Here is a 1,159-nt window from a genome sequence, read left to right as displayed (position 1 = left end):
AGGGATAGGCATGATGACCATTGCGGATATAAGGCCATACATCCGTGCAGCGCATATGTATAATTACCGGGGAACACGAGAGGAACAGCTGCGCAGAGGGTACAGCTATGCATTCCACTTATTCTTGGACGGCCATGGCCACATGACGATAGATGACCAACGATATGCGGTCTCGAACGGCACGCTCATCTTTGTACGCCCTGGTCAATGGCATTCCTTCGAGCATGCACCAAATGAAACGATGAATGCATGCAATATCTATTGCGATCTCTGGGAGGCTCCCCCACCGAACCAGCCTACCTTTGCTTATGAATGGGATGAATTTGATCCAAAGTGGTTAACCGCACGGAAACCTTGCACAGAACTGGAGTCATTGCCGACCTGCATTTCGTTCCGCCCTTATCCTTACTTTATTGAGCTGATGAAGCATGTGCTTACCGCATATAATCGGCGCGGCTGCTATACGAAGCAGGCTGCATCAGCTAGTTTTTACTCCTGGCTGATTCAATGGTACGATGCAAGCAGATTGCCCAATCCTACGGATTATCGCATAGCTCGAATCTTGGAGCGAATGGACGAACATCCCGAGCAGCGGCATTCGGTTGATTACTGGTGCAGCGAATGCGGGCTGGAAAAGTCCCAATTTTATCGGCTTTTCAAGCAAGAGACAGGAGTATCACCTAAAGCGTATTTGCTGCAGGCTCGCATGAAAAAGGCGGCCGTTCTATTGATGGAAAGCCGCCAATCAATTACGGAAATCGCGCTAATGCTGGGCTACGATTCAATCCATTACTTCTCAAATCAGTTTACCTACGTGTATGGAATCAGTCCTACCTTATTCCGAACAAACAATAGTAACCAGAAAATTGATCGCTAGCATTATGATAAAAGCAGCCCTCTACCAAGTGGAGAAGAGCTGCTTTTTTAGATAACGTATTAAGCGCTTACAATTTCAGTGTGTGCACTCGCGTCCTTCGTTGTTTTTTTCTCAGCAGGGAGCGTGACAAAAATCATCAAAACGCCTGCTGCTGCAAATAGCCCAGCGAAAAGCCACGTAATGCCGGCGTAACCGAGGCTTCCAATAAATAAAGCAACAAGAGCCGGACCAACAAATGCGCTCAATCCCGCGCCCAGGTTCAAGATTGACATCGCTGCACCC

At 48.1% G+C, this 1,159-nt stretch carries 2 protein-coding genes; one reads left to right on the top strand and one right to left on the bottom strand.

Going from position 1 to position 1,159, the window contains the following annotated elements; genetic code table 11:
- On the top strand, nucleotides 1-877 hold an 877-nt coding region (locus AZ66_RS29225), incomplete at its 5' end, for an AraC family transcriptional regulator (protein WP_231587106.1).
- A gap of 59 nt (nucleotides 878-936) precedes the next feature.
- Here AZ66_RS29225 and AZ66_RS32265 read toward each other — a convergent pair.
- Nucleotides 937-1,159: MFS transporter (locus AZ66_RS32265; RefSeq protein ID WP_044358159.1), on the bottom strand; the 223-nt coding region annotated here is incomplete at its 5' end.

Source organism: Paenibacillus sp. E194, from assembly GCF_000935845.1.
In the GTDB taxonomy this organism is placed as follows: domain Bacteria; phylum Bacillota; class Bacilli; order Paenibacillales; family Paenibacillaceae; genus Paenibacillus_B; species Paenibacillus_B alvei_B.
Note: the sequence above shows the minus strand (reverse complement) of the source record. Positions and strands in the feature narration are given on the sequence as shown.